19 protein-coding genes and 1 tRNA gene are annotated in these 18,435 nt (G+C 64.0%); 10 read left to right on the top strand and 10 right to left on the bottom strand.

The features are described from left to right. Positions 1–83 precede the first annotated feature (83 nt). From OKW28_RS33700 to OKW28_RS33685, 4 genes are all read left to right on the top strand, one after another. Entirely contained in the window at positions 84–695 is a 612-nt protein-coding gene (locus OKW28_RS33700; RefSeq protein WP_006052302.1) for a glutathione S-transferase N-terminal domain-containing protein, read from the top strand. A gap of 66 nt (positions 696–761) precedes the next feature. Then, positions 762–1,259, top strand: coding sequence for a ClpXP protease specificity-enhancing factor (locus OKW28_RS33695; protein ID WP_429451910.1), 498 nt, complete (start codon positions 762–764; stop codon positions 1,257–1,259). A 19-nt stretch (positions 1,260–1,278) separates the two neighbouring features. After that, a tRNA-Thr gene (locus OKW28_RS33690) sits at positions 1,279–1,354 on the top strand. 434 nt (positions 1,355–1,788) lie between these two features. Further along, entirely contained in the window at positions 1,789–2,913 is a 1,125-nt protein-coding gene (locus OKW28_RS33685) for a methyltransferase (protein ID WP_429451908.1), read from the top strand. Positions 2,914–2,928: 15 nt separating this feature from the next. Here the strand turns inward: OKW28_RS33685 and OKW28_RS33680 are convergent, their stop codons facing one another. Then, positions 2,929–4,200: a TIGR03862 family flavoprotein gene (locus tag OKW28_RS33680; RefSeq protein WP_429451906.1), complete on the bottom strand. Its 1,272-nt coding sequence runs from the start codon at positions 4,198–4,200 to the stop codon at positions 2,929–2,931. A 442-nt stretch (positions 4,201–4,642) separates the two neighbouring features. Here OKW28_RS33680 and OKW28_RS33675 point away from each other — a divergent pair, with 442 nt between their 5' ends. After that, positions 4,643–4,852 (top strand): DUF1059 domain-containing protein, encoded by a 210-nt coding sequence (locus OKW28_RS33675; RefSeq protein ID WP_429451904.1) that lies wholly within the window; start codon positions 4,643–4,645, stop codon positions 4,850–4,852. Positions 4,853–4,986: 134 nt separating this feature from the next. Here OKW28_RS33675 and OKW28_RS33670 read toward each other — a convergent pair whose 3' ends face one another. Further along, positions 4,987–5,307 carry a DNA-binding protein gene (locus OKW28_RS33670; protein ID WP_090802066.1) on the bottom strand — a complete coding sequence of 107 codons (321 nt, stop codon included), beginning with the start codon at positions 5,305–5,307 and terminating at the stop codon, positions 4,987–4,989. A 387-nt stretch (positions 5,308–5,694) separates the two neighbouring features. Between OKW28_RS33670 and OKW28_RS33665 the strand changes: the two genes are divergently transcribed. After that, the gene (locus OKW28_RS33665) at positions 5,695–6,537 is read left to right on the top strand and encodes a class I SAM-dependent methyltransferase (RefSeq protein WP_429451902.1); all 843 of its coding nucleotides are present in this window, start codon (positions 5,695–5,697) and stop codon (positions 6,535–6,537) included. Between the two features lie 20 nt (positions 6,538–6,557). Here OKW28_RS33665 and OKW28_RS33660 read toward each other — a convergent pair whose 3' ends face one another. Then, entirely contained in the window at positions 6,558–7,112 is a 555-nt protein-coding gene (locus OKW28_RS33660) for a DUF1415 domain-containing protein (RefSeq protein ID WP_429451900.1), read from the bottom strand. Positions 7,113–7,170: 58 nt separating this feature from the next. Further along, positions 7,171–7,818, bottom strand: coding sequence for a TetR/AcrR family transcriptional regulator (locus tag OKW28_RS33655; protein WP_184065627.1), 648 nt, complete (start codon positions 7,816–7,818; stop codon positions 7,171–7,173). A 153-nt stretch (positions 7,819–7,971) separates the two neighbouring features. On the opposite strand from OKW28_RS33655, the gene OKW28_RS33650 reads away from it, so the two are divergent. Next, positions 7,972–9,255, top strand: coding sequence for an MFS transporter (locus OKW28_RS33650; RefSeq protein WP_429451898.1), 1,284 nt, complete (start codon positions 7,972–7,974; stop codon positions 9,253–9,255). Between the two features lie 166 nt (positions 9,256–9,421). After that, positions 9,422–10,039, top strand: coding sequence for a nitroreductase family protein (locus OKW28_RS33645; protein WP_429451896.1), 618 nt, complete (start codon positions 9,422–9,424; stop codon positions 10,037–10,039). Positions 10,040–10,142: 103 nt separating this feature from the next. On the opposite strand, the gene OKW28_RS33640 is transcribed toward OKW28_RS33645, so the two are convergent. Beyond that, a complete protein-coding gene (locus OKW28_RS33640) occupies positions 10,143–11,636 on the bottom strand; it encodes an MFS transporter (RefSeq protein WP_429451894.1) in 1,494 nt (497 codons plus the stop codon). A gap of 186 nt (positions 11,637–11,822) precedes the next feature. Between OKW28_RS33640 and OKW28_RS33635 the strand changes: the two genes are divergently transcribed. Next, positions 11,823–13,073 (top strand): Hsp70 family protein, encoded by a 1,251-nt coding sequence (locus OKW28_RS33635; protein ID WP_429451892.1) that lies wholly within the window; start codon positions 11,823–11,825, stop codon positions 13,071–13,073. A 135-nt stretch (positions 13,074–13,208) separates the two neighbouring features. Here the strand turns inward: OKW28_RS33635 and OKW28_RS33630 are convergent, their stop codons facing one another. Continuing rightward, entirely contained in the window at positions 13,209–13,412 is a 204-nt protein-coding gene (locus OKW28_RS33630; protein ID WP_007180251.1) for a cold-shock protein, read from the bottom strand. Between the two features lie 430 nt (positions 13,413–13,842). Between OKW28_RS33630 and OKW28_RS33625 the strand changes: the two genes are divergently transcribed. Continuing rightward, entirely contained in the window at positions 13,843–15,438 is a 1,596-nt protein-coding gene (locus OKW28_RS33625; protein ID WP_429451890.1) for an APC family permease, read from the top strand. Between the two features lie 117 nt (positions 15,439–15,555). Here OKW28_RS33625 and OKW28_RS33620 read toward each other — a convergent pair whose 3' ends face one another. The 4 genes from OKW28_RS33620 to prmC all read right to left on the bottom strand — a co-directional run bounded on the left by OKW28_RS33620 (position 15,556) and on the right by prmC (position 18,430). Continuing rightward, positions 15,556–16,341 (bottom strand): DODA-type extradiol aromatic ring-opening family dioxygenase, encoded by a 786-nt coding sequence (locus tag OKW28_RS33620; protein ID WP_429451888.1) that lies wholly within the window; start codon positions 16,339–16,341, stop codon positions 15,556–15,558. Between the two features lie 134 nt (positions 16,342–16,475). Then, positions 16,476–17,078: a UbiX family flavin prenyltransferase gene (locus OKW28_RS33615; RefSeq protein ID WP_429451886.1), complete on the bottom strand. Its 603-nt coding sequence runs from the start codon at positions 17,076–17,078 to the stop codon at positions 16,476–16,478. 40 nt (positions 17,079–17,118) lie between these two features. After that, positions 17,119–17,430, bottom strand: a complete 312-nt coding sequence (grxD, locus tag OKW28_RS33610; RefSeq protein ID WP_018420101.1) for a Grx4 family monothiol glutaredoxin — start codon at positions 17,428–17,430, stop codon at positions 17,119–17,121. 112 nt (positions 17,431–17,542) lie between these two features. Then, complete coding sequence (gene prmC, locus OKW28_RS33605; protein ID WP_429451884.1) at positions 17,543–18,430, bottom strand: peptide chain release factor N(5)-glutamine methyltransferase; 888 nt, start codon at positions 18,428–18,430, stop codon at positions 17,543–17,545. Between the last annotated feature and the right edge of the window lie 5 nt (positions 18,431–18,435).

Raw genomic sequence — 18,435 nt, 5'->3', positions numbered from 1 at the left:
ATGGCGTGGGGCCGGCGCCAGGAAAAACCTGCTGAACGGTTTTTCCGCGCGCTGGCCCTTCAGCTTTTTGAGGAAACGTAAACATGATGGTTCTGTATTCCGGCACTACTTGCCCGTTCTCCCAGCGTTGCCGGCTGGTGTTGTTCGAAAAGGGCATGGACTTCGAGATCCGCGACGTCGACCTGTTCAACAAGCCGGAAGACATCGCCGTGATGAATCCGTATGGTCAGGTGCCGATTCTCGTCGAACGGGACCTGATTCTGTACGAATCGAACATCATCAACGAGTACATCGACGAGCGCTTCCCGCACCCGCAGCTGATGCCGGCCGATCCGGTCCAGCGCGCGCGTGCCCGCCTGTTCCTGCTCAACTTCGAGAAAGAGCTGTTCGTCCACGTCGGCACGCTCGAAAACGAGAAGGGCAAGGCAGCGGAGAAGAATCACGAGAAGGCGCGCCTCGCGATCCGCGATCGCCTGACGCAGCTCGCGCCGATCTTCCTGAAGAACAAGTACATGCTCGGCGAAGAGTTCTCGATGCTCGACGTCGCGATTGCACCGCTGCTTTGGCGCCTTGACCACTACGGTATCGAGCTGTCGAAGAACGCCGCGCCGCTGATGAAGTACGCCGAGCGCATTTTCAGCCGCCCGGCTTATATCGAAGCGCTGACGCCGTCGGAAAAGGTGATGCGTCGTTGAGTTTGGCTTTGGAGCGCGGACGTCGCATCGCTTCGATGCGCGCCCGCGCCCGCAAGAGGACTGTTGATGCAAGAGATTTCCACGAAGCCTTATCTGTTGCGCGCGCTCTACGAGTGGTGCACGGATAACGGCTACACACCCCATATCGCGGTCCGCGTCGACAATCAGACGCGCGTGCCGCGTCAGTTTGTGCGCGACAATGAGATCGTGTTGAACATCAGCTTCGAGGCGACCAGCCAGTTGCAGATGGGCAACGAGTGGATCGAGTTCAACGCGCGCTTCTCCGGCAAGTCCCACAAGATCGAAGTGCCGGTCGCCAATATTCTTGCGATCTACGCGCGCGAGAACGGCCAAGGTATGGCGTTCCCGGTCGAATCGGCGGGCGGCGAGGCTCAGGATTCGGGCGCGGATGCCGCGGACGAAGCTGACACGCCGGCGGCTCCGCGCGCCGTCGAAACCGCCCCCGCCGACCCTGCCGCGGCCACCGACGCCGACGACAAACCGCAGCCCGACGACGATGGCTCGAAAGGCGGCGGAAGGGCTCGCCTTAAGATCGTGAAATGAAGTAGAATCACGGCCTCATGCCGGCTTAGCTCATCAGGTAGAGCGCTTGACTTGTAATCATGAGGTGGCGGGTTCGAGTCCTGCAGCCGGCACCAGATTGCTTTATCAGCAAGTAACTGGAAATGCTAGAAAACCCCGTCGAAGCACACGCTTTGGCGGGGTTTTTCTTTTTTCGGTGGAAATTGCCCGGATCGTTGCTGATGCCGATCACCGAAGCCTTGGCCAGGCTTGTTTGCGACGAGGGTTTCACGCACGTCAAAACGTGCGAGGGCAGCGTGAGGTGAGCCGCGCGATGGCTCAAAAATCATGATATCTCTTTCACCTTGTCGATTGTAGACATTATTGTCTACTTTCGGTGCGTCTAGACTCACCTGATCACCGTCACCGCAATTCATGCCGCGCCGCGAATCCGCACGGCGGCGGTACGGTACTATTCGGGCGTCGCCCGGGATGACGGGCAGCCGCCGGACATTCCGGTCCGCTGCCGCGGTCCACGTCGCCGGCGACGTCACATCGACTCCATTGCACCATGACCAGCCCCGCAACTCTCACCTGGCCAGAAGCCGACGGCCCGCGCACCGCACGCTGGCGTTCCGAAGCGGCCGTGCCGCCGCCGAAGCGCGTCGTCGTCGCCGACGACCGCACCACCGCCGATTCGGCCTACCGCCTCGCCTGCGAAGGCACCGCGCTGCTGTGGCGCGGCGACTTCCAGAACGCGCGCCAACTGCTGCAGGCCGTCACGCGCCGGCTCGAACGCAAGCCGCGCAAGCAGGGAGCGACACCGCTCGACGCGTTCAACCAGCATCGGCAGGCGCAGTCGCAGCGCGCGCGCACGCTCGGCATGATCCTGATTCCGCTCGATGCCGACTACGCCATTCCGCTGCGTCGCGCGCCCGACGTGCGGCAGGCCTGCATCGAAGCTTATGGACCGGCGACCGGTGACGCGTCGGTCGTATCGTTGCGCGAGTTGCTTGGTTTGATCGGCGCGCACGAATGGCGCAAAAAGGGCGTCGTGATTACGGCGCTAGGCGAGCGCATCCATCCGCACTACGGTGTGTTCTCACCGGTGCGCGGCGAGTACGTCGATCTGGTCGCGCGCACGCCGCTGCCGTCGCTGGACCTCGCGTTCGATATCGGCACCGGCACCGGCGTGCTGGCCGCGCTGCTGGCCAAACGCGGCGTGCGCAAGATCGTCGCGACGGACCAGGATGCGCGCGCGCTTGCGTGTGCTCGTGAAAATCTCGCGCGACTTGGTTTCGCCGAGCAGGTCGAGATCGTGCAGGCCGATCTGTTTCCGGACGGTCGCGCACCGCTCATCGTCTGCAATCCGCCGTGGGTGCCGGCGCGGCCCGCGTCGCCGCTCGAATATGCGGTCTACGATCCGGACAGCCGCATGCTGGTCGGCTTCCTGAACGGCCTCGCTGATCATCTGACGCCGGGCGGCGAGGGCTGGCTGATCATTTCGGATTTCGCCGAGCACCTTGGGCTGCGTACGCGCGAGTGGCTGCTCGCGGCGATCGAGCACGCGGGGCTCAGTGTCGTGGGACGCGAGGACATTCGTCCACGGCATCCGAAGGCCAGCGATCAGAACGATCCGTTGTATGTTGCGCGAACGGCCGAGGTCACGTCGTTGTGGCGGCTCAAGGCGCGGTGACGGCGACTGCGCGCGTCACGCCGGCATGCCGTGCGCTTCCAGATACGCGCATGCGCCCCGGCCAGCGACCAGCCCGCTGGCAAAGCAGGCGGTCAACAGATAACCACCGGTCGGCGCCTCCCAATCGAGCATTTCGCCCGCGCAGAATGCGCCGGGCATCCGGTCGATCATCAGATGCGCGTCCAACGCCTCGAACGGGATTCCGCCCGCCGTACTGATCGCTTCCTCGATCGGTCGCGCGCGCAGCAGTCGCATCGGCAGCGCCTTGATCGCGTGGGCGAGGCCGCGCGCATCGGCGAAGGCTTCTTTCGACAGAATCTCGTGCAACAACGCCAGCTTGACCCCGCCAATTCCGATTCGCCCGTGCAGATGACTCGCGATCGAGCGTGAGCCGCGCGGCCGCGTCACTTCCTCCACGACTCGCTCGAACGGCAAGCCTGGCGCGAGATCCAGCGCGATCGTGACCTCGCCGCCGGCGAGAATCCGCTCGCGGATCGGCGCCGACAACGCGTAAATCAGGCTCCCTTCGAGGCCCGTTTCGGTCAAAAGTATTTCACCTTGTCGATTGTGGACTTTTCCGTCTACGCCCGTGAGGGAAATCGCGACCGTCTTGATCGGCTGACCCGCGAAACGCTCGCGCAGATACGGACTCCAGTCCGCGTCGAAGCCGCAGTTCGCGGGACGCAGCGGCGTCACCGGCACGTCGCGCGACGTCATCAGCGGCACCCACGCAGCGTCAGAGCCGAGACGCGGCCAACTGGCGCCGCCGAGCGCGAACACGACCGCGTCGCAGCTGATCGTCTGCTCACCGTTGGGCGTGTCGAAGCGCAACGCGTGGGCGGCACCGTCTTCGGATGTTGACGCCCAGCCGCTCCACTTGTGACGCATATGAAACTGCACCCCCGCTTCGCGCAGCCGATGCAGCCACGCGCGCAGCATCGGCGCGGCCTTCATGTCGGACGGAAATACGCGCCCCGAACTGCCGACGAACGTCTCGACGCCCAACTCGCGCAACCATGCGCGCAGCGCGTCGGGATCGAACGCGTCGAGTAACGGCGCGATGCGCTCGCGGCGCGAGCCGTAGCGGTCGAGAAACGGCGCGAGGGCTTCCGAATGCGTGATGTTCATGCCGCCTTTGCCCGCCATCAGGAATTTGCGGCCGACCGACGGCATCGCGTCATATACGTGGACTTGCACGCCGCGCCCGGCAAGCGTCTCGGCGGCCATCAGGCCGGCGGGGCCGCCGCCGATCACGGCGACGCGGGCGGAATCGAGCGAGAATGACATGCGGTTCAGCGGATCAACGGGGAGAAAAGGCGGTGCGCCGCGGTGACCGAACGGATATGCGGCGCGAAGGGCGCTATTGTCACACCGCGCGCGGCGCGCGGCAAACGCCGACAAACTCTGTCGAACTGTGCTCGGTACTGGCAAATAGACGGCTATTCGGCGAGGCGACCGGGCTCGATCGCCCCAGACCGGAAAATACTGGATTCAGTCTTTCTCCCGGCCGTTGCGCATCGCGTTCACCGCTTGGCTCGTGCCGCACGCGACCTATACTTTTCAAACATCTTCCATCGGACGCCGTTCGCGTCGTTCCTCGCGTCAATCCCCAATCACGTCGCTTGCGACGCAGCCGCTGCGGCGCACTTCACTGCCGCGCGCCGGCAGCCGACGCGAATCGCCTGTCGAATCGGTGGAAGAGTCGATCGTCTGGTTCAAGGAGATTGCCATGACCCGCAAATATATCGACTGTCGCGAGTTTCCGAGCGAAACGAACTGCACTGTCGCGCTATCCGCCGACAGCGACGGCGAACTGCTCGAAGCCGCGGTCCAGCATGCCGTCAACGTTCACAAGCACGCGGATTCGCCAGAGCTGCGCGAGCAGTTGAAGACGCTTTTTCATGAGGGAACGCCGCCCGTCGAGGCGCCGCACGCTTGAGACACCCGTGGAAGGGGAGTGTGGAAGCCCGCGTCGCGAGCGGCATCCAGCCGCCCGCGTGCGGGCGTGTTGCAGCAGTCTTGTGGTGACACGAGAAACGCGATACCAAGCCAATCTAACAGGATGCCGACGCGCTAACCCGGATACGCCTCATCGACCTTCAGCCCGGCGAGCTTGAAGATCACCCGCAACGTCTGCGGCTTGATGTCGCGTCGCGACGCGAGCGTCGTCATCACGAAGTCGAGCACCTTGGCGTACTTGAGCATCGTCAGGCAGGTCTCGAGGTCGACGTTGCCGTCACGCATGACCTCGGCGAGCCGCAGCATTTCCGTGGAGATGTCGCGAGCCATCTCCAGTTCGAGTTGCTGTTTCTCCGACCATGCCGGCGCGGCGGTGAGCTTCGCCATCATTTCCTGAAACTTCTGTTCGACATTTCCGTTGGGTACCGTATCCATTGCCGCCTCTTCTGTGATCATCCGAGCGCGCGACCCGTTGCAAAGCCGGCCGCTGCTGGTTACGTAACGTTCGGCCCTTGTTGCGGGCCCGCTCTCCCCACATGCATCCGGTTCGCGTGTCCGGTTGCACGGCCGGACAGCCTCCTGTTTTCGGCGACGCGGCTTGCACCCGCAGGCTCAGCCGGCGCTCAAGCTGTTTTCAGCCATTCTCGAGACACTTCCGCGCAGCGCCTTGCGAGCAGGAAATGTTCCCGGCCGACCACCTGTCTCGCGTGACCCGGGCGGCGTACTCGCTGGGATTGCCGCACTTTGGGTAAACTGGCAGCAACCTTTCTCTTTTTCCGTCATCTGTCGCACGTTCGCACTGCAATTGATGGCGGCCCATACATGTCCGGCAAAACCCACGAAATCCGTCCCAACCAGTCCGTCGAACTGCTCAAAGAGCTCCACATCCTCACGCGCGACGGCAAGATGAATCAGGACAGCCGTCGCAAGCTGAAGCAGGTCTACCATCTGTTCCAGTTCGTCGAGCCGCTACTCAAGGACCTGAAGGACCAGCAGGGGGCGCTGACGCTCGTCGATCACGGCGCGGGCAAGTCATACCTCGGTTTTATCCTGTACGACCTGTTTTTCAAGGAGTTTCAGGACGTCGCCGGTGGGGCTTCGCACATTTACGGCATTGAAACGCGCGAAGAGCTGGTGACGAAGTCCGAAGAGCTGGCGGCGCGGCTCGGCTTCAAGGGGATGTCGTTTCTGAATCTGTCGGTGGCGGAGTCGATCACGTCGACGCGGTTGCCCGCCGAAATCGACATCGTGACCGCGCTGCACGCGTGCAATACCGCCACCGACGACGCGATCCGTTTCGCACTCGAAAAGCACGCGAAGTACATCGTCGTCGTGCCGTGCTGCCAGGCCGAGGTGGCCGGCGTGCTGCGGCAGAACAAGGGCAAGACTCTGAAGAACGCGCTGACGGAAATCTGGCGGCATCCGCTGCACACGCGCGAATTCGGCAGCCAGATCACGAACGTGCTGCGCTGCCTGCAGCTCGAAGCGCATGGCTATCAGGTCAGCGTGACCGAGCTGGTCGGCTGGGAACACTCGATGAAAAACGAGTTGATCATCGCGCAGTACAAGGACCTGCCGCGGCGCCGGCCCGCTGAGCGGCTCGGCGAAGTGCTGGACGCGCTCGGGCTCGATGCGCTGAAGGAGCGATTTTTCGTGCCGGCCTGAGGTGCGGCCTGGCGCTTCATTTAGCGCTTCATCAACGCATCCCAGCCCGCGAGGCCAATGCGACGCAGCGTTTCCTGATTGCGCTCGTAGATCTCTTCCGCGTTGGGAAAGGCCTGCACCGCCCGCTCGATGCTGTCCTCGCGCAGCAGATGCAGGATCGGATAGGGTGCCCGGTTCGTGTAGTTTTCGATATCGTCGGGCTCGCTGCCTTCGAACTGGTAATGCGGATGAAAGCTCGCGATCTGGATAGTGCCTTCGAGCCGTAGCTGCTGGACGAGCCGGTCGGCGAAGAACAGGCAGTCGTTGAAGCCGAGAAAGTCCTCGAACGCGCGCGGCAGGATCAGCAACGTCGTGTCGATGGCGGCGGGGTCAGCGGCGACGAGGGTCTGCAGCTCGGCTTCCAGGTCGGTCAGCACCGCTTCGAGCGTGTCCGCTTCGCTGACCGCATAGCGAATCTGCCCCTTCACATGCACGGCCTTCGCGAACGGACACAGGTTCAGGCCGATCACGGCCTCCGTCAGCCAATGACGGGTCGCGGCGATAACGGCATCGTGGGATTCGGCGGGCAACGGCATGGCGGACGGATGTGACGGGAAAACGCGCAATTCTAAAGGACCCAGCTGACGGACTGGCTCAGCGAACCGGCTTCTCCGCGCAAGCGGCCGCTATCAACTGCGCGGCGACTTTCGGCGCGGCGAGGATCGGCCCGCAGCCCGGCCCGTAAGTCTGGCTCGCCGCGTACACGCCCTCGATCAGCAGACCGAGCCCATCGGCCAGCGCTTGCGGATCGCCGGCGCCGGCCGCTGTCGACAGTTCGACGAGGCGCGCCATCAAGCGCTGCTTGTTGCGGAACACGAACTGCCGCGCCGGATGCGCGGTATCCGAAAACTCCACCGACACGTTCACGAACGGGCAGCCGCGGTAATCGTCGACCGAGGCGCGCACCGCGAGGTCGTCGAAGTACTGCTGAAGCTGCTTCGCCGGCTCGCCCGGATGCTTCGCGAAGCTCTTCTCGACGTAGCGGAAGAACTGCTCGTCCTTCTGCTCCAGATACGCCATCACGAGTTCGTCCTTCGACGAAAACTGCCGGTACAGACTCATCTTGTTCACGCCCGCGCGCTCGACCACCGCATCGACGCCGACCGTGCGCACGCCCTCGCGATAGAACAACTCGCTGGCCGCGCGCAGCAGATGCAGCTGCGCCTGCGGCCCGGCGGTCTGTGCGCCGCGCGCGCGCCGCGCACGAGTAGGGGCGGGCTTGGGGGTTTCGCTGTCGGACATCGCAAGTCACCCGAATGAGATTGACGCCTTGACATGTTACCGACCAGTAACTAAGATCGCAACACTATTGTGACCGATCTGTCACAAGTCATTCACCGAGGCCGTAATAATACGAACGACGCCGCCACCCGGGCCGCGTCGATGGGAGAATCGATGAACTGGGCTGCGCGACTGATAGGCGGGCGTTTCCACTACGGCTGGTTGACCGTCGCCGTGGTGTTCCTGGTGTTGCTCGCGGCTGCGGGTACGCGAGCGACACCGAGCGTGATGATGGTGCCGCTCGAGCACCAATTCGGCTGGAGCCGCGCGACGATTTCGCTCGCGATCTCGGTGAACATCGCGCTGTACGGGTTGATGGGGCCGTTCGCGGCCGCCGCGATGCAGCGCTTCGGTGTGCGCCCCACGCTGCTGAGCGCGCTCGGCACGATGGCCGCGGGTGTCGCGCTGTCGTCGTTGATGACGCATCCGTGGCAAATGGTGCTGATCTGGGGCGTGATGGTCGGCGGCTCGACCGGGGTAGCGGCGCTGTCGCTGTCGGCGACGGTCGTGACGCGCTGGTTCACGACGCGCCGCGGCCTCGTGATGGGTATCCTGACCGCCAGCTCGGCGACCGGCCAGCTGGTGTTTCTGCCGCTGCTCGCGGCCATCGCCGAGCATTACGGCTGGCGTCAGGTCGTGTGGGTCGTCGCGCTCGCGGCGGGCGTCGTGCTTCCGCTCGTCGCGTTCCTGCTGCCCGAGCATCCGGCCAGCATGCAGCTGCGCCCGTACGGCGAACCGCATGACGCACCCATCACGACGACCGTCACCAGGCAGAATCCGCTCGCGATCGCATTCGGCACGCTCGCGTCGGCGAGCAAAACGCGCGACTTCTGGCTGCTGTTCTTCAGCTTCTTCATTTGCGGCGCGAGCACCAATGGCTATGTCGGCACCCATCTGATCGCGATGTGCGGCGACTACGGGATGACCGAAGTGCAGGGCGCGTCGTTGCTCGCGGCGATGGGCGTGTTCGACCTGTTCGGCACGACGATGTCGGGCTGGCTGTCGGACCGCTTCAATAGCCGCGTGCTGCTGTTCTGGTATTACGGGCTGCGGGGGCTGTCGCTGATGTATCTGCCGCACGCGTTCGGCATCGACTTTTTCGGACTGCCGCTGTTCGCGGTGTTCTACGGTCTCGACTGGATCGCCACCGTGCCGCCGACCGTGCGTCTTGCGACCGACGTCTACGGCAAGGAATCGGCGCCGATCGTGTTCGGCTGGGTGGTCGCGGGCCACCAGCTCGGCGCGGCGTTCGCGGCGCTCGGCGCGGGCATGCTGCGCGCCAGTCTTGGCAGCTACACGGTCGCATCGATGATTTCCGGCGGCTTGTGTCTGATCGCCGCGGTGATCGTGCTGCGCATCAACCGCCCGGCCAAGGTGCCGACGCCGCAGGCAATCTGAGGCGCCTCGCGAGCCGCGCGGATTCACCGTCAGCGAAGCAACGACGCACGGCCCCATGACGGGGCCGTGCGTTTTCTCAGCCGGCACGCATAGCGCCGCGCCGCAATTTGGAGCGCGCACCGAAAGCCCGTTATGCTATGTGGCCTCGGGCAGCCGCCCGGAGAACATGAATTTCTACCGAGAGAAGCGCATGGCCAACAAACCCGCCTCAACCGAAGTTGCCATTCACGAGCTCATTGCAGGCCGCTGGAGCCCTCGCGCGTATTCGAGCGAGTCGGTGAGTCGCGATCAGTTGCGAGCCGTGCTCGAAGCGGCGCGCTGGGCGCCGTCTTCATATAACGCGCAGCCCTGGCGTTTTCTGGTATTCGATCGCAGCGTCGACGAAGTCGCGTTCAAGAAGGCTTTCGCCACGCTGGTGCCGTTCAACCAGGGCTGGAATGCGCACGCGCCGGTGCTGATCGCGGTGACCGCGCACACACTGACCAACAAGGGCGACGTAAACCGCTGCGCGTTCTACGACGCCGGCGCGGCGGCGATGTCGCTGGTGCTGCAGGCGCACGCGCTCGGCCTCGCCGCGCACCAGATGAGCGGCTTCGACGTGAACGCGTTCCGTACCACCTTCGAACTACCAAAGGACGTCGAGCCGATCGCGATGATCTCGCTCGGCCATTACGGCGACGTCGACAAACTGGACCCGGTCCTGCGCGAACGCGAGAAGGCGCCGCGTCAACGCGCGGCGCTCGCGGATATCGCGTACGCCGGCGCCTGGAAGAAGGCGCTCTGAGCGATGGATTCGCCGCGCTTGCCGCGCGATATCGCGTAAAGCGAAGAAAGCGGTCGATGAGCAACTAAGCGGTCAGGCACGCGCGGCACGGTCCGCGCGTTTTTTATGCAGCGCCGTCCATGCCGTTCTCACCGTCCGTCACGCTGGACAGCGGCGCGGCCACATGTTCGAGCGACTTGCGCTCCGCGTCGACACCCCAGATCGCCGCGACGAGCGCCGCCGCGAGCATCAACGCCGAGCCGACCAGATAGCCCGAATACACCTCGCTGCGCTGATGCGTATCGATCAGCCGACCGAAAAACGCCGGCCCGATGATGCCGCCGAGCGCGGTGCCGAACGCATAGAAAACCGCGATCGCGAGCGCGCGGATTTCGAGCGGAAACGATTCGCTCACGGTCAGATACGCGGAACTCGCGGCCGCCGACGCAAAGAAGAAAATGACCATCCAGGCGACCGTCTGCGTGACGACGCTCAGCAGTTGCTGCTCGAACAGATAGCCGGACAGCGTCAGCAGGATCGCCGACATCGCGTAGGTCGCGGCGATCATCTTGCGTCGACCGATCACGTCGAACAGCCGCCCGAGCACGAGCGGCCCCAGGAAATTGCCGAGCGCGAAAGGCAGCAGATACCAGCCGATGTCGTCGCCCGGCACGTGATAGAAGTCGGTGAGGACGAGCGCGTAGGTGAAAAAGATCGCGTTGTAGAAGAATGCCTGCGCGGTCATCAACGTGAGACCGACCAGCGCGCGGCGCCGGTGCACGTTGAACAGCGTGTGGAACACCTCGCGCAACGGCGTATGGTCGCGCGCGCGCAGGCGCAGCCGCGTGAGGGCGTCGTCGGCAAGCGTGTGGCCGTCGTCGCGAAAACGCGTCTCGATGCCCTCGACGATCGTGCGGGCGTCGCGCTCGTCGCCGTGCGTGAGTAGCCAGCGTGGGCTTTCGGGTATCCAGATGCGCATTGGCAGGATCGTCAGCGCGAGCACCGCGCCGATGAAAAAACACGCGCGCCAGCCCCAGTCGGAAGGCAGCAGGTGCGGATCGAGCAGGACGAGCGAGCCTGCGGCGCCGAGCCCCGCGCCCACCCAGAACGTGCCGTTGATGCCGAGGTCGGTCCAGCCGCGCACGCGTGCCGGCGTAAATTCCTGGATCGTCGAGTTGATCGCCGTGTATTCGCCGCCGATACCCGCGCCGGTCAGGAAGCGGAACAGCATGAAGCTCATCAGATTCCACGACAGCGCGGTCGCCGCGGTCGCGGCCAGATACAGCGTCAGCGTGATGAAAAACAGCTTGCGGCGGCCGAGCCGGTCGGTCAGCCAGCCGAAACCGAGCGCACCGAGCACCGCGCCGGCAATGTATGCGCTGCCCGCGAGGCCGACCTCGGCATTCGAAAAGCGCAGCGCCGGGCTGGTTTTCAGCGCGCTCGCGACCGCGCCGGCGAGCGTCACCTCAAGGCCGTCGAGCAGCCACGTCACGCCGAGCGCAACCACGATCAGCGTATGAAAGCGGCCCCACGGCAGACGGTCTAGCCGCGACGGCAGATCGGTTTCGATCAGCGTGGCGTGCTGGTCATCGACGGCGGCGGTGGGCGGCACGCTCATGACGCGAAGTCTCCTCGATGGCGAAATGGGGCGGCATATCCGGTCGGACGCAGCAAGATCCATTCCGCTATGATTTCAAACGATCTTGCGGCCGTCCCGGCAGCTTCAGTTGATGCTGCCGGAGTTTTCGTGATACAAAGCCGCTCCCCTTTCTTTGCGCGCCAGCCGTGAGCGGCCATTCCTGCCATGAACTATTGCGCGATTGACTTCGGTACTTCCAATTCGTCCGTCGCGGTTCCGATCGGCCCGCAGCTGAAGCTGGCGCCGGTCGAAGGCGCGTACACGACGCTGCCCACCGCGGTCTTCTTCAATACCGACGAACACACCAGCGAATTCGGGCGCGCGGCGCTCGCTGCTTACATCGACGGTTTCGACGGCCGGCTGATGCGCTCCATGAAAAGCATTCTCGGCTCGCCGCTCGCCGAGAATACGACCGATCTCGGCGACGGCAGTGCGATCAAGTACACCGAGGTGATCGCGACGTTCCTGACTCACCTGAAGCGCGCGGCCGAGGCGAGCGCCGGCGGCGCGATCGACCGCGCGGTGCTGGGCCGCCCGGTGTTCTTCGTCGACGACGACCCGCGCGCCGACCAGATGGCGCAGCAACAGCTCGAAGCCGCTGCACGCACGGTCGGCTTGCGCGACATCCACTTTCAGTATGAACCGATCGCGGCTGCGTTCGACTACGAATCGCACCTGAGCGCCGAGGGGCTCGTGCTTGTGGCGGACATCGGCGGCGGTACGTCGGACTTTTCGCTCGTGCGAGTGGGGCCGGAACGGATGAAGCCCGTCGAGCGCAAGGACGATGTGCTCGCGCACCACGGCGTGCACGTCGCGGGTACGGACTTCGACCGCCGCGTCGAACTCACCACGATAATGCGCGAACTCGGCTATCAGTCGCTCGATCCGCAAGGGCGCGAAATCCCGAACCGGATTTATTTCGATCTCGCGACCTGGCACCTGATCAACACCGTCTACACGCCGAAGCGCGTCAGCGAACTCGCGCTGATGCGGCACCTTTTCACGGAGACGAAGCACCACGACCGGCTGATGCGCGTGGTCGAGCAGCGTTTCGGGCACGCGCTCGCCGCCCACGCGGAAGAGGCGAAGATCGGCGTGGCGGCGGGCGGCGAGACCGTGATCGATCTCGAGCAGGTGGAAGAGGATCTGCGTCTCGCGTTCGACGAAGCGCAGCTCATCAAGGCAGGCGAGGAAGAAACGCGACGCATCGTGCAGGCCGCGCGCGATACGGTGCAGGCGGCGGGCGTCGCGCCGCGCGATGTCGACGCGATCTATTTCACCGGCGGGTCGACCGGCCTCGCGTTTCTGTCGGGCGCGTTGGCCGCGGCGTTTCCAGACGCGCAAGCAGTGTTTGGCGATCGTCTCGCGAGCGTGGCGACTGGCCTCGGTATTCATGCGCGGCGCGTATTCGGATAATCCCGGATAATCACCAAATAATCCGCCGCGAATTGCGAAGTCATGCGAAGTTAATCGGCGCCTTCAGATTGGCCGCCGATAATAAAAAACCCCGCCGAGGCGGGGTTTTTTTGCGTCCAGAGGGAAGCGCGGAGCTTACACCGGCTTGATGTTAGCCGCTTGCTTGCCCTTCGGGCCCGTCTTCACTTCAAACGTCACCTTCTGGTTTTCTTGCAGCGTCTTGAAGCCTTCAGTGCGAATTTCCGAGAAATGCGCGAACAGATCTTCACCGCCGCCGTCCGGAGTGATGAAGCCAAAGCCCTTAGCGTCGTTGAACCACTTGACGGTACCGGTTTCCATATTACTTTTTCCTAAAAATGGTGAATAAGGCCGAAGCCCGGGGTGCATGAAAATCAAGGAAGGGGGTAATGGGACCAACCGGAGTACCGTTGATGGGCGAACTACGAAAGAACCACTTCACTCGCCACTTGAAATCCTGCCCGAACGTTATACGGCGAATTCGGACGAAGGTCAACAGTCTAGACGAAACTTTGCCGGACTGATCCGAAATTTTCTTACAAAGCTTGCGCAGGGGGACAACTTTTTGCTAGGGAGAACCCTTAGTTCGGCTGCGGTTTCGCTGCAGTAACACGGTGCAACCGTTAAACTACGCGCCGCGCGTCGGTTGCACCTATTCCGCATCTGGACGCGCTTACATGCGCGTCACCCCGTCCCCACCGCCACAAGCGATGTCACGCGGTGCCGACATGGTTCTGATTTAGGAGAAGACTTGAAAAGTTCTATACAACGGGACATCGGGCCATTCGCGCTGATGCTGACCGGTCTGGGCTCGATCATCGGTTCGGGTTGGCTGTTCGGCGCGTGGAAGGCTGCAAAAATTGCCGGTCCGGCTGCGATTTGCGCATGGATCATCGGTGCGCTCGTGATTCTCGCGATTGCGCTGACCTACGCGGAACTTGGCGCGATGTTTCCGGAATCTGGCGGGATGGTGCGCTATGCGCGCTACTCGCACGGCGCGCTGGTCGGTTTCATCAGCGCGTGGGCCAACTGGATCGCGATCGTGTCGGTGATCCCGATCGAGGCCGAAGCATCGATCCAATATATGAGTACGTGGCCCTATCCCTGGGCGCATGCGCTGTTCGTCGACGGGTCGTTGACGACCAACGGCCTGCTGTTGTCCGCCGGGCTCGTCATCATCTATTTCCTGCTCAACTACTGGGGCGTCAAGCTGTTCGCGCGCGCCAACTCGGCGATCACGATCTTCAAGTTCCTGATCCCGGGCGCAACGATCGTCGGCCTGATGATGACAGGCGTCCACACCGAGAACTTTGGTCAGACGACCACGTTCGCGCCGTACGGCTGGTCGGCGGTCCTGACCGCGGTCGCGACGAGCGGCATCGTGTTCGCATTCAACGGTTTCCAGAGCCCGATCAACCTGGCCGGTGAAGCGCGAAATCCGGCCAGGAGCGTGCCGTTCGCGGTGATCGGCTCGATCCTGCTCGCGCTCGTGATCTACGTGTTGCTGCAGATCGCATACATCGGCGCCGTGAATCCGGCCGACGTGATGAAGGGCTGGAGCCACTTCAGCTTTGCTTCGCCGTTCGCGGAACTGGCGATTGCACTGAACCTGAACTGGCTGGCGATCCTGCTGTACGTCGACGCGTTCGTGAGCCCGAGCGGCACCGGTACGACCTACATGGCAACCACCTCGCGCATGATCTACGCGATGGAGCGCAACAACACGATGCCGAAGATGTTCGGTAACGTGCACCCGTTCTATGGCGTTCCGCGCAACGCGATGTGGTTCAACCTGCTCGTCTCGTTCATCTTCCTGTTCTTCTTCCGCGGCTGGAGTTCGCTCGCGGCGGTGATTTCGGTCGCGACCGTGATCTCGTACCTGACCGGCCCGATCAGCCTGATGGCACTGCGCCGCGCGGCAACCGATCTCGAGCGCCCGCTGCACATCGCCGGCATGAAGGTGATCGCGCCGTTCGCGTTCGTCTGCGCGTCGCTGATCCTGTACTGGGCGAAGTGGCCGCTGACCGGCGAAATCATTCTGCTGATGGTCGTCGCGCTGCCGGTGTATTTCTACTTCCAGGCGAAGTCGGGCTTCGAGGGCTGGGGCCGTGACCTGAAGGCGGCCTGGTGGCTGGTCGCGTATCTGCCGATCATGGCGATCCTGTCGCTGATCGGCAGCAAGGAGTTTGGCGGCTTCGGCATTCTGCCGTACGGCTGGGACATGCTCGTCGTGATCGCCTTCTCGTTGGTGTTCTACTTCTGGGGCGTGAACAGCGGCTATCGTTCGGAGTATCTGGACGAGCGGCTCGTGCACGACGAAGTGCTCGAAGTTATCGGCGCGCATTGAGCGCCGGTCGAAACCGAAGATCCGCTCGACGCGGGTCTTTCGGGGCCGATAAAAAGCCCGCCCGATCGATGATCGGGCGGGCTTTTTGTTGACCTTTGTGCGCGACCCCGCGTCGGATCAGGCGGTCCCGAACACGTAGTTCGTCATCGCGAGCGAGCGTTGGTAGGTGCCGAGCGACTGGATCGCGAGCGAATAGTCGTCGTCGGCGGCACCGAGCGCGGCGAATACCGGCAACAGATGCTCGTCGGTCGGATGCATCAACACCGCGTGCGGCGCCTGGCGGCGATAGTCGAGCAGCGCGTCGATATCGCGCGCGACGAGCTTGTCCTCGAACCAGTCGGTGAATTCGGCCACACGCGGATCGGCGTCTTCCGGGCGCGCGGAGAAATCGGCGGCGCGCAGGTTATGGGTGATCTGGCCGGAGCCGATCACCATCACGCCTTCGTCTTTAAGCGCGCGCAGCGCGCGGCCGACGCGGAAATGATGCGCGGCGTCCTTGTGCGGTTGGATCGACAGTTGCGCGATTGGCACGTCCGCTCGCGGAAACATCAGCAGCATCGGCACCCATGCGCCGTGGTCTAGTCCGTGCGGCTGCACGTCCGCGACGATGCCGCTCTCGCCGAGCAGCGCGGCGGCGCTACGTGCGATGTCGGGCGCGCCCGGCGCCGGGTATTGGATTTCGTAGAGCTGGCGCGGAAAACCATAAAAATCGTGGATGGTTTCAGGCGCCGTCGCGATGCTCGCGAGTGGCTGCGCGGTGCCCCAGTGCGCCGACAACATCAGGATTGCCTCGGGACGCGGCAATTGCGTGCTGAGCGCGCCGAACTCGGCGGACGGCATCGACGGATCAATCGGCAACGTGGGTGCGCCGTGAGACAGGAAAAGCGAAGGTAAGCGGTTCATGACAGCAACGCGGCCGTGTAAGCACAGCACGGAGAAATTGGGTTGCTACCAATATAGGTCCGCACGCCAGCTTGATAAATGGGTTCGGCGGGAATTGATTGCGTCGCGGCCGTTGTTAATCCGCGTTGTCGCGGTTAATCCTGCGCGCCCCGCAATCCTTCCCACGCCGGCGACAACGCCGGCCCCAGCGCAAACAGATCGAGCACGCGTGCGACAGTGTGGTCGACCATCTCGTCGATCGAAGCAGGCCGGTTATAGAACGCGGGCAGCGGCGGGAAGATCACTCCGCCCATTTCGGTGACGGTCGTCATGTTGCGCAGATGCGCGAGATTGAACGGCGTTTCGCGCACCAGCAGCACGAGACGGCGACGCTCCTTCAGTGTGACGTCGGCGGCGCGGGTGATCAGGTTGTCGGCGAAACCGTGCGCGATGCTCGCGAGTGTTTTCATCGAGCAGGGCGCGACGATCATGCCGTCGGTCGCGAACGAGCCGGACGCGATGCTCGCGCCGACATCGCGCACCGAATGGACGACATCCGCGAGCGGATGCACGTCTTCCTTGCCCAACTCGAGTTCATGCTGGATGTTGAGCCAACCCGCGCTCGAAATCAGCAGGTGGCTCTCGACGCCGCCGAGCCGCCGCAGCGTCTCGAGCAGCCGGATGCCGTAGATGGCGCCGGTGGCGCCGGTGATCGCGACGATCAGCCGGCGAGGCACCGCGGTGCGTGCTTGCTGCATGACTTGCGGCGCCTGATGAAGCGAACGAAGCGTAGAACGCTCAGGCCGCGGCGAACAGCTGCTGCAGTTCGCCCGATTCGTACATCTCCATCATGATGTCCGAGCCGCCGATGAATTCGCCCTTCACGTACAGCTGCGGAATGGTCGGCCAGTTCGAGAACACCTTGATGCCCTGACGGATTTCGTCGTCTTCGAGCACGTTGACGGTCTTGATTTCACCGGCACCGCACGCCTTCAGGATCTGGATGGCGCGGCCGGAAAAACCGCACATCGGGAACTGGGCCGTGCCCTTCATGAAGAGAACGACGTTGTTGCCGTCGACGATTTGCTTGATGCGTTGTTGCGTATCCATGACTGACCTTGCGGTTCCGATAAAGGATGGGAATAGGCTGAAATGATAGCGGATTTCGCTACGGGCGGCCGCAGCCACGTCGCGCCTGGGGTTTTAGCCTCGGCGACCGCGCTCAGGCCGCAGCGGCGCGCAGCACGCCGCCGCTGATCCGCTCGATGCCGGCGAGATCGCGCGCCGAGCGGACCTCGGCAAAACCGCGTTCGCTCAACAATGCGCGCACGGCTTCGGCCTGGTCGTAGCCATGTTCGATCCAAAGCGTGCCGTCGGCGGCGAGACGCTCGGGGGCGCCGACGACGATCGCGCGGATCGCGCTGAGGCCGTCGGCCTCGTCAGTGAGCGCGCCGCGCGGCTCGAAGCGCAGATCGCCCTCACGCAGATGCGGGTCGCCGCTCGCGATATATGGTGGATTGCTGACGATCGCATCGAAGCGCAACGCGGCGTCGAGCGAGCCGTACCAGTCGCTGGGCAGGAAAACGACGGCGCCCCCCGGGCGTTTCACGTCGAGCAGGCGCGCGCCGTTGCGCGCGGCGACGGCGAGCGCGTCGGCCGAGCGGTCGAGCGCCCAGACCTGCGCGTCGGGCCGCATCGACGCGATCGCCACCGCGATTGCGCCGGTCCCGGTGCCGAGATCGAGCACACGTGGGCGCGGCCGAGGTTCGATCGCCGCGAGCGCGGTCTCCACCAGCAGCTCGGTCTCAGGACGCGGAATCAGCACGTGCGGCGTCACTTCGAATTCGAGCCCGAAGAACTCGCGCGCACCGACGAGCTGCGCGACCGGCTCGCCGGCCATGCGCCGCGCCTCGAGCGTGCGATAACGCTCGACGTTTGCGCGTTCGAGCGGCTCCTCGCCGCGCGTGATCAGCTGCGTGCGCCGCCAACCGAGCACATGCGTGAGCAGAATCCGCGCTTCGAGCGGCGGCAGCGGCGATGCGCGCATTAGCGCTTCGGCCGTGGGGGGCAGAGCGGTGGGGTCGAGCGGAGCCGGGGAGGCGTCGGTCATTGTCG

The sequence above is a fragment of the Paraburkholderia sp. 40 genome (assembly GCF_050434105.1).
Lineage (GTDB): Bacteria > Pseudomonadota > Gammaproteobacteria > Burkholderiales > Burkholderiaceae > Paraburkholderia > Paraburkholderia tuberum.
Note: the sequence above shows the minus strand (reverse complement) of the source record. Positions and strands in the feature narration are given on the sequence as shown.

Coding starts and splice junctions, on each gene's coding strand:
- OKW28_RS33635 (WP_429451892.1), top strand. CDS start 11,823: ATGAACTATTGCGCGATTGACTTCGGTACTTCCAATTCGTCCGTCGCG.
- OKW28_RS33700 (WP_006052302.1), top strand. CDS start 84: ATGATGGTTCTGTATTCCGGCACTACTTGCCCGTTCTCCCAGCGTTGC.
- grxD (WP_018420101.1), bottom strand. CDS start 17,430: ATGGATACGCAACAACGCATCAAGCAAATCGTCGACGGCAACAACGTC.
- OKW28_RS33670 (WP_090802066.1), bottom strand. CDS start 5,307: ATGGATACGGTACCCAACGGAAATGTCGAACAGAAGTTTCAGGAAATG.
- OKW28_RS33660 (WP_429451900.1), bottom strand. CDS start 7,112: ATGCCGTTGCCCGCCGAATCCCACGATGCCGTTATCGCCGCGACCCGT.
- OKW28_RS33650 (WP_429451898.1), top strand. CDS start 7,972: ATGAACTGGGCTGCGCGACTGATAGGCGGGCGTTTCCACTACGGCTGG.
- OKW28_RS33665 (WP_429451902.1), top strand. CDS start 5,695: ATGTCCGGCAAAACCCACGAAATCCGTCCCAACCAGTCCGTCGAACTG.
- OKW28_RS33680 (WP_429451906.1), bottom strand. CDS start 4,200: ATGTCATTCTCGCTCGATTCCGCCCGCGTCGCCGTGATCGGCGGCGGC.
- OKW28_RS33685 (WP_429451908.1), top strand. CDS start 1,789: ATGACCAGCCCCGCAACTCTCACCTGGCCAGAAGCCGACGGCCCGCGC.
- OKW28_RS33695 (WP_429451910.1), top strand. CDS start 762: ATGCAAGAGATTTCCACGAAGCCTTATCTGTTGCGCGCGCTCTACGAG.
- OKW28_RS33675 (WP_429451904.1), top strand. CDS start 4,643: ATGACCCGCAAATATATCGACTGTCGCGAGTTTCCGAGCGAAACGAAC.
- OKW28_RS33655 (WP_184065627.1), bottom strand. CDS start 7,818: ATGTCCGACAGCGAAACCCCCAAGCCCGCCCCTACTCGTGCGCGGCGC.
- prmC (WP_429451884.1), bottom strand. CDS start 18,430: ATGACCGACGCCTCCCCGGCTCCGCTCGACCCCACCGCTCTGCCCCCC.
- OKW28_RS33630 (WP_007180251.1), bottom strand. CDS start 13,412: ATGGAAACCGGTACCGTCAAGTGGTTCAACGACGCTAAGGGCTTTGGC.
- OKW28_RS33640 (WP_429451894.1), bottom strand. CDS start 11,636: ATGAGCGTGCCGCCCACCGCCGCCGTCGATGACCAGCACGCCACGCTG.
- OKW28_RS33620 (WP_429451888.1), bottom strand. CDS start 16,341: ATGAACCGCTTACCTTCGCTTTTCCTGTCTCACGGCGCACCCACGTTG.
- OKW28_RS33615 (WP_429451886.1), bottom strand. CDS start 17,078: ATGCAGCAAGCACGCACCGCGGTGCCTCGCCGGCTGATCGTCGCGATC.
- OKW28_RS33645 (WP_429451896.1), top strand. CDS start 9,422: ATGAATTTCTACCGAGAGAAGCGCATGGCCAACAAACCCGCCTCAACC.